The sequence below is a fragment of the uncultured Cetobacterium sp. genome, assembly GCF_947038635.1.
GTDB lineage: Bacteria > Fusobacteriota > Fusobacteriia > Fusobacteriales > Fusobacteriaceae > Cetobacterium_A.
Window position 1 is genome coordinate 1 of the sequence record NZ_CAMQXC010000095.1, and the last position, 8467, is coordinate 8467.

The 8467-nt window shown below is 30.1% G+C and carries 10 protein-coding genes; 1 reads left to right on the top strand and 9 read right to left on the bottom strand.

Annotated features, from left to right (window positions below):
• From eutL to Q0V08_RS08910, 9 genes are all read right to left on the bottom strand, one after another.
• Positions 1-389 (bottom strand): ethanolamine utilization microcompartment protein EutL (gene eutL / locus Q0V08_RS08870; protein WP_297434026.1); only part of this gene is annotated, 389 nt, incomplete at its 3' end.
• Positions 390-399: 10 nt separating this feature from the next.
• Positions 400-1278, bottom strand: a complete 879-nt coding sequence (gene eutC, locus Q0V08_RS08875; RefSeq protein ID WP_297434028.1) for an ethanolamine ammonia-lyase subunit EutC — start codon at positions 1276-1278, stop codon at positions 400-402.
• 12 nt (positions 1279-1290) lie between these two features.
• Entirely contained in the window at positions 1291-2655 is a 1365-nt protein-coding gene (locus Q0V08_RS08880) for an ethanolamine ammonia-lyase subunit EutB (RefSeq protein ID WP_297434030.1), read from the bottom strand.
• A gap of 28 nt (positions 2656-2683) precedes the next feature.
• A complete protein-coding gene (eutA, locus tag Q0V08_RS08885; protein ID WP_297434032.1) occupies positions 2684-4114 on the bottom strand; it encodes an ethanolamine ammonia-lyase reactivating factor EutA in 1431 nt (476 codons plus the stop codon).
• 101 nt (positions 4115-4215) lie between these two features.
• Positions 4216-5610 (bottom strand): sensor histidine kinase, encoded by a 1395-nt coding sequence (locus tag Q0V08_RS08890; protein ID WP_297434034.1) that lies wholly within the window; start codon positions 5608-5610, stop codon positions 4216-4218.
• The gene (locus Q0V08_RS08895) at positions 5607-6185 is read right to left on the bottom strand and encodes a response regulator (protein WP_297434035.1); all 579 of its coding nucleotides are present in this window, start codon (positions 6183-6185) and stop codon (positions 5607-5609) included. The genes Q0V08_RS08890 and Q0V08_RS08895 overlap by 4 nt, the downstream gene beginning before the upstream one ends.
• 4 nt (positions 6186-6189) lie before the next feature.
• The gene (gene eutP, locus Q0V08_RS08900) at positions 6190-6609 is read right to left on the bottom strand and encodes a EutP/PduV family microcompartment system protein (protein WP_297434037.1); all 420 of its coding nucleotides are present in this window, start codon (positions 6607-6609) and stop codon (positions 6190-6192) included.
• A gap of 3 nt (positions 6610-6612) precedes the next feature.
• Positions 6613-6954 (bottom strand): BMC domain-containing protein, encoded by a 342-nt coding sequence (locus Q0V08_RS08905; RefSeq protein ID WP_297434039.1) that lies wholly within the window; start codon positions 6952-6954, stop codon positions 6613-6615.
• A gap of 133 nt (positions 6955-7087) precedes the next feature.
• Entirely contained in the window at positions 7088-8080 is a 993-nt protein-coding gene (locus tag Q0V08_RS08910; protein ID WP_297434041.1) for a D-cysteine desulfhydrase family protein, read from the bottom strand.
• Between the two features lie 153 nt (positions 8081-8233).
• Here Q0V08_RS08910 and Q0V08_RS08915 point away from each other — a divergent pair.
• Positions 8234-8467 (top strand): hypothetical protein (locus Q0V08_RS08915; RefSeq protein WP_297434043.1); only part of this gene is annotated, 234 nt, incomplete at its 3' end.

Below are 8467 nucleotides of genomic sequence, written 5' to 3' on the forward strand. Positions count from 1 at the left end.
CTTGAAACACAGTGAGCATAGTATGCAATTGTATCATCGTCATTAGCACTATAGAAACATGCTTCATTTTCTATAAAATCTACTATTGCATTTAATCCACTTTTTACTTCAGCAGGTGTAGGTCCCGCTATTATTCCAATAACTTCTCCAGCTAATTTTGTATTTGCATTTGCTGCTCCACCATAAAATGATCTACCATAAACTACTTCAACTTCTGACATTTTTGTTGCATAATCTAATGCTGTATATGTTACATCATCACAATCTGCTGTAACTATTCCAATACTCTTATACCCTTTTGGAAGTTTAAACTCTTCCGCCATTTTATCATCTACATTTGGTATTAGCTTAACTGCTAAAACACTTGGTTTTATAGGATCGTTTGTCATTTTTTCCTCCTTATAATTTTAAATCTTGTCCGCTTGCTTTAGCGTCTAATATTTTCTTAATTATATGTGCCACATGTGCTCCTGCTTCCACTGCTGGAGTTCCTTTTTCATGTATATTTGATACAACTGTTCTCTTAGCTTCTGGTATTCCTACATACCCTTTATATGTTATATATGCACTCATACTTTCTGCAGTTGCTAGTCCTGGTCTCTCTCCAATTAATACACAAGTTACTGTTGCACCAAGTGTTTCAGCTACATCGTCTGAAGCAGCAACTCTTCCATACTTCAAGAAAAATGGTGTCCCAGTATCTATTCCGTAAGCTTTTAATCCATTTAATAGTGCTGGCAGAATATTTTCAACATTGGCTTCTATTGCTGTTGAACTTAGACCATCTGAAACATAAACTTGTACTACTGGATTTTGTTTACATCTCTCTTTTAAAACTTTTACAGCTTCATCTGATAATCTTCTTCCTAAATCTGGTCTTGTTATGTACTCATCTTTAGAGTTGCATCTTGTTTGAACTGTAAATAGATTATTTTTAGCTAGTACTTCATCTGAAACATCTGTAAATACAGCATCTTGTGCTGAAGCGTGGTCAGCTCTAAATCTTAACATTGTTGACGTTGTATATCTTGTTCCAGCTCTTCCAATTCCAACTCTTGCCGGTGTTTTTCTTTTATACTTTAGTAACTCCTCTCTATTTTTTGGATTCACTACATCTATAACTTCTCTTAAATCAATTTTAGTTATATCCTCTACCTCTTCCAAATTAGAAAGTGTTTTTTCAACTCTCTCTTTTACTTTTTCTAAAGCCTTTCCCTCTCCATCCATCTCTTTTAAAACTTGTGATATTATATCTTTCAACTCTTTTTCAGAAATCATTATTCTCTCCTCCTATAAAAATAGTGATGCATCTCCTGCAAGATTAGTTAAATTTCCTTCCTCATCTCTGATACCTACTTTTTCTAGCCACTCCTCAAACTCTTTTATAGGTTTAACATTTAATGTCTCTCTTAAAGTTTGAATATCATGATATCCTGTAGTTTGGTAGTTTAACATAATATCATCTCCAGCTGGAACTCCCATAAAATAGTTACATCCAGCTGCTGTTAATAAAACAGCTAAGTTTTCAATATCGTTTTGATCTGCTTTCATATGGTTTGTGTAACAAACGTCAACTCCCATAGATAATCCATGAAGTTTTCCCATAAAGTGATCTTCTAATCCAGCTCTTGTAACTTGCTTACTGTCATAAAGATACTCTGGACCTATAAATCCAACTACGGTATTAACTATAAATGGATCGTATTTTTTAGCAAATCCATAACATCTTGCTTCCATTGTCAATTGATCTACACCATTATGTCCATCTGAAGAAAGTTCAGAACCTTGTCCTGTCTCAAAGTACATTACATTTGGTCCAGCTGCTGTTCCATGAGTTAAAGCTAGTTGTCTTGCTTCCTCTATCATATCCCCTGTTATTCCAAAAGCCTCATTTGATTTTTGCGATCCAGCTATACTTTGGAATATTAAATCTGTAGGAGCTCCTTTTTTTATAGCTTCCATTTGAGTAGTTACGTGAGCTAGTACACATATTTGTGTTGGTATATTAAATTTTTTCTTTATCTCATCAAATCTTTGTAAAACTCTAACAACACTATCTACAGTGTCATCAACTGGATTTAATCCTATTAAAGCGTCTCCAACTCCATAACTTAACCCTTCTAATAACGAAATCATTATTCCATCTGGATCATCTGTTGTATGATTAGGTTGTAGTCTAGCTGCTAAAATCCCTTTTCCTCCAATTGTTGTGTTACAATGTTTTTTTACTTGAATTTTACTCGCCGCTCTAATTAAATCTAAATTTGACATTAATTTTGTAACTGCTGATATCATCTCTGAAGTTAGTCCTCTTCTTATCCACTGAATCTCTCTATCTCCATTTTCAGTAGCTAATAACCACTCTCTTAATTCACCAACAGTCCACTCTTTTATCTCTTCATATACCTTTAAGTTTAAAGCGTCTATTATAATTCTTGTAACCTCATCTTGATCATAAGGAACTGCAGGATTCTCTTTAAACTCTTTAAGTTTTATATTAGATAATACCTCTTTTGCTGCCACTCTTTCCTTTGTGCTTCTTGCTGCTATTCCAGCTAACTCATCACCTGATTTTTCTTCATTTGCTTTAGCCATAACATCATATAAATTTTCAAATACATAGTCTTGGCCAAAAAGTCTTGTGTGTAATCTCATCAAACTCACCCCAATCTATTTTTTTTATTTAATAACTTAAAACTAATGTCTTTACAATTACTGGTAACACACTTCCACTTCCAAGAGGAAGTCCAATATCTACAAAGTCACCATCATTAACTTTTATACTGTCTATACAAACTATTGGAATCCTATTTTCAGATTCTAATATTAAGCACTGTCCTAAAACTTTTCCTATGTCCTCCTCTACTATAATTACTAGTCTTTTAAATCTTTTCATCACCTCGTAAATATTTTTAGACATCTCTTGTATATCTTTATATTTAAGTCCTTTTCTACCACTTAATCCAATGGCTACATCTTGATACCCATCATCTGCTTTAAACCATTCTAATTTTTTTTCTAAAACTTTTACTAACTCTTTATAATCAAAATTTTCATCTGCATCATTTATTTTCAATATTGGGAGATTTTTTATTGGAAGAACCTCTTTAGCATAACTTATTGTACTTCCACTTATTTCAGTTGTATGAGAACCTGCTCCGACAACTGTAGCTCTTATAGTCTCTCCTAATCTCACCATATTTATTTTTTCTTTTTCAAATTTTCTTTTTATACAAACTCCTAAAAGTGGACCAATATCATCATAGATATAATAGTCTTTCTTTTCAGGTTCAGTGTAAATAAAATCAGCTACACCTCCTGAAAAACTAATAAATTCACCTTTTAATAAAGTTCTATAGTCTTTATCTGTTATAAGCAATCTATAATCTTCACTTTTAAATTGAGTATTTCTCACTGCTTCTAAAAGAATTTCAGCTATTTTATCACATAAAATCTCCAAATCTTTTTCACTTGCAATCTCTCCAACTTTTAAACTTCTTAAATTCAATCTTTCAATAAGCTTTTCATATTTTTTAAATATGTATGCTATCTTTAAACTGTTTTTTTCAAATTTTATTAATCTACCACCTATATCTAAACAAGTTGTATCTTCAACTTCACCCTTATCAAATAAAGAGATATTTGTTGTTCCACCACCTATATCTAAGTTATAGATACTTGTATTATTCTCCTCTGAAAACTTCATAGCTCCTGAACCTTTTCCAGATATTATACTTTCTAAATCTGGTCCAGCTGTTGCTACAACAAAATCTCCAGCCATTCCACTCAAAGCTTTTAGTACCTCTCTAGCATTACTTTTTCTAGCTGTTTCTCCAGTTATTATTACAGCTCCAGTACTTATCTTTTCTCTAGGAACTTTAGAGGCTTCATATTCATCTTTTAATATTTTTTTTAAAGCTTCTATATCGATTTCATAAGAATTTACAAGTGGTGTTGTATAGATTTTACTTCTATAAAAAATCTCTTTGTCCACAATTTTTATTTGAGGAACTCTTGCTCCAGAAGATAGATTTTCTAAAGTTATTTTCGAAAAAACTAACTGAGTTGTAGATGTTCCAATATCAATTCCCACACTTATAATCTCTTCCTTCACTAAATTTACCTCCTAATTAGAACAAAAAAAGCTAAAGAGATATAGTTATTCACTATATTCTTTAGCTTCTTTGCTATTTTAAAATATACAACCTTGTATATTTAATATTCATTTTTTATTTCAAACTTAACTGTTGTTCCTTTTCCTACTTCGCTACTAATCTCAAAAGTACCTTTTAACTGCTCTTTTATTATTTTTTCCACTATCATTAACCCTAAACCAGAAGATGATATCTTTTCTTGAGGAATTCCGACCCCATTGTCAGAAATTGTAATTCTTGAAAAGAAGTGATCTTTCTGAATAAATATTTTTACCTTTCCAGCTACATCGTCTGGAAAAGCATAATCTACTATATTTTGGATAATCTCGTTTATAACTAAAGCAATCGCTGTAGCTTTCTCAGATGAGATATTAAAGTTATCTCCAATAATAGTAAACTCTATTTTTTCTTTTTTGTCAATAGTTTTTGTTGAATAATTTTTGTATATTAAGTCAACTATTTCTCTGATATTAAGATTATCGAATCCTTTTTCGGACAAAACTTCATGCGTTATAGCTATACTTAAAATTCGACTGATAGTTTCATCTAAGATTTTTTTAACCTCTCTATTTTTAGATCTTCTACTCTGAATCCTTAATAAACTAGCAATTGTTTGCAAATTATTTTTCACTCTGTGGTGTATCTCTTTTATAGCCACAGATTTTAAAATTATCTCTTGCTCTTTACTTTTCTCTTGGGTTATATCTCTAACTATCATAATCACATTTTGCCTTTTTTTATTTTCTAGTGTTGCAAAATAACTAACTGATAAAACCATATCTAATATACTTATTTCAACTACATCTATTTTTTTATTTTGTAATATATTATTGAACTCCACACTATTAATAACTATATTCTGAAATGTTTCACCTACGATATTTTTTCCAAATCCCATTTTTTCATAAATGGATTTAGCTACTCCATTAGCGTAAGTTACAGTTTCATTATTGTTAAATATAACTATTCCATCTTTTATAAGCTCTGGTATTGTGTATCTAGTTTCTAAGAAACTACTCATTAACTCCTCTGGAGTTTCCACATCTCCTATTTTTAAAAGAGTTTTCTTTTTATCAGAATGCTCTAATATTAAAACACCTATTATTTCGTTGCTCTCATTTTTTATAGCAATTACATTTTGTAAAACTGTTTCTCCCTCTTGAGTTATAGCTTTATAATTTTTCGATGGCATTCCAGTTTGTAAAGTTCTTAAAACAGCTGGCTCATTTTTATAAAGAGCTACCTCTCCAGCTATATTCTTAGAATACATACTTCCTGCTTCAGGTTTTGAATGATGTACAACTAAGGCCTTTTCTCCATCTTTTGTAGGACAATCTATAAATGTATCTACACCTAAAACGTTACTTAAAATTATAGCTGTTTCCTCTAATTTTTGTATTTTGTCTATATCTTGTGTTGTTAGAGTAGCACACATTTTACAATAAGTTTTTATCATAATAGCTCTCCAGTCGTATTAATAATTTCAGATAACTGGCAAATTGATATTCTTTTCTCCATGCTTATTTTTCTTATTTTTGTATATGCTTCATCCTCAGTTAAAGAGTATTTACACATTAAAATTCCTTTAGCTTTTTCGAGCATCTTTCTTTCTCTTAATTTCCTCTCACTTAATTCTAAAGCATTTTTTAACTTTATTTTTTCACTATAATTTTTATATAATAAATCCATTTGTGACAAAAGAATTTTTTCATCTAATGGTTTTATTAAATATCCTGATACATCATATTCAGTAGCCTCTTTTATATAGTTCTCCATACTATAAGCTGTTAACATAATTATGCAATTTTTATACTCCTTTTCTTTTAAAATTTTTGCTACATTTGTTCCTAAAAGAAAAGGCATTTTTAAATCTAAAAGTAAAATATCTGGTGTATGTTTTAATGCTAATTCAACAGCTTCTAAACCATCCTTAGCTTCTCCTAAAACATCATACTCATTTTCTTTTAACATCTCTACAAGATCCATTCTTATCAATGAATCATCTTCTGCTACAACAACGGTTTTTCTCATTAACTCACCTCAAAAAAGTTTTTAAGCACTCCACTCCCTTTAAACTTTTTAAGTCTAAATGAAAGATCTTTTCAACTCCTGCATTCTCTAGTATATCTTCGGCATCTTTATAATTTTCCTCTAAATCGATTTTAGTTATTGCCCCCAAGACCTTTTTTCCTAGAAACATACTTGCAAAATTTGGTGGATATAGATTTTCCTCATCTGTTGCTGATTGAATTAATATTATTATATCTGCATCTATAGAAACAACATTTAACGCTTTGTAGTATACTTTATTTTCTAAATACTCTCCTGGTGTATCAATTATCTTTCCAATGTAATCTACCATCTGTGTTTTTTTATACTCAACTTTTTGATTATTTAAAATTTGAGTCAACGTTGTTTTTCCACTTCCAGTTTTTCCTACTAACATTATTTTCATATCTTAAGACCTCGAAATATTTGTAACGGAAAAATTCAAAGATGTTTTTAAATACTCCATAATTGCCTCTAAAGAACTTTCTATACTAGAAACATCTCCTGTTATAACTAAAGTTCCACTAAATCTATCTAAGAACCCTATCTCTATAGCTCCTGATTTTGTTGCTATATCAGCTGCTATTATTGCTGCCTCTCCTGGAGTTATTGTCAATATTCCTATAGCATTTTTATTTTCTACATTTAATCCCATTTTTTTATAAATATCTAAGTTTGGATGAGCTATTAGATGTGCTAGCGTCACTTGTTTTCCTGGTACATACTCCTGAATCATTCTAACTTTTTCCATGGTTATACCTCTTTTGTTTTTATTTTATTGCATTTGTTTACAATTAAAGCACAAAGAATAACTTTTTTCAAGAATAAAAAAATTGCAACTTCGATAAAGTTGCAATCCATATAGTTTTTATAATAAAATATTTTTATTTTTTTAATTCAAATTGATTTTTTTTAGGAAACAATCCAAATAAACCTCCAGTATGAACAAATAAAATATTTTTAGAGTTTTTGAAACTTCCTTTTTTTATTTCATTATGAAGTCCAAACATGGCTTTTCCAGTATATACAGGATCTAAAATTACTCCCTCTTTTTTTGCTAAATCCCATATAAAGTTCAGCTCTTCTTTAGTACTTAAAGCATATCCTTCACCTACATAACCATCAATTATATCCATATTTTCAGATTTCACTTTTTTTAAATCTTTTTCATTTAAATACTCTTTGCTCTCTTTAATAATCTCTTCTACTTTTTCCTTAAAAAATTTAGCAGTATCACAAACATTAAATCCTACAACTCTTCTTTTCCCATCTAAATATATATCATTCCCCATATGTATTCCAGCATATGTTCCACCAGAACCCACGGCTACTACAATAGTATCAAATACTACATCTGTTTTTTCTTCAAACTCTAAAACCTCTTTAACAAAGTTTATGTATCCTAAACTTCCAACTCCATTAGATGCACCTTCTGGTATTATATAACCTTTTCGTTCATCTTTTTCTAGCTCTTTTACTATATTTTCCATTATCTCTTGTCTATTATTACTATACTCTTCTGATGTTATAAACCTGATATCAGCTCCTAAAAGTCTATCAATAAAGTAATTTCCATCTACCTCAGGTTCTTCATTAGTTCTTAAAACTAAAATTGATGAAAGACCTGCCTTTATTGCTGCTGCCGCAGTTGACCTAGCATGATTTGACTGTATTCCACCACAAGTTATTAAAGTATCACACCCTTGATCTATAGCCTCTTTTATTGAATACTCTAATTTTCTAACCTTATTTCCTGATACTTCACTTCCTGTTTCGTCATCTCTTTTAAAAAAAATATTAACTCCTAACTCTATTGATATTTTTTCTAATTTTTCAATTTTTGTAGGTAAATTTGCAATATTAATCTTATTTTTCATTAAATTCCCCCTTAATTTTTTTAAGATTATACCATACTCATTTTTATAAAAGCAAAAATAGTTTATATAAATAATTTTTTTACTATTGACTTAATAATCTATTAAATGTAAAATCATTTCATAATAGTTTAAAAAATATAGAGGGAGTGAAATGTGATTAATAAAATACCTAACGATTCAATTATAGCATCAGCAACGTTATCGCACTTTGGTAACAATGAAGTTTCTTTAACTCTTGATGGAAATTTAGAAACAGTTTACGCTTCAAATGGAAGTTATTCCAATGGTTCTTATGCTGACATCTATTTTAAATTACCAAAGCACAGAGTGATTGAAAAAATAGAATTTTATACAAGTAATCTTCGGGGATGGGGGCTTATCCAAAGT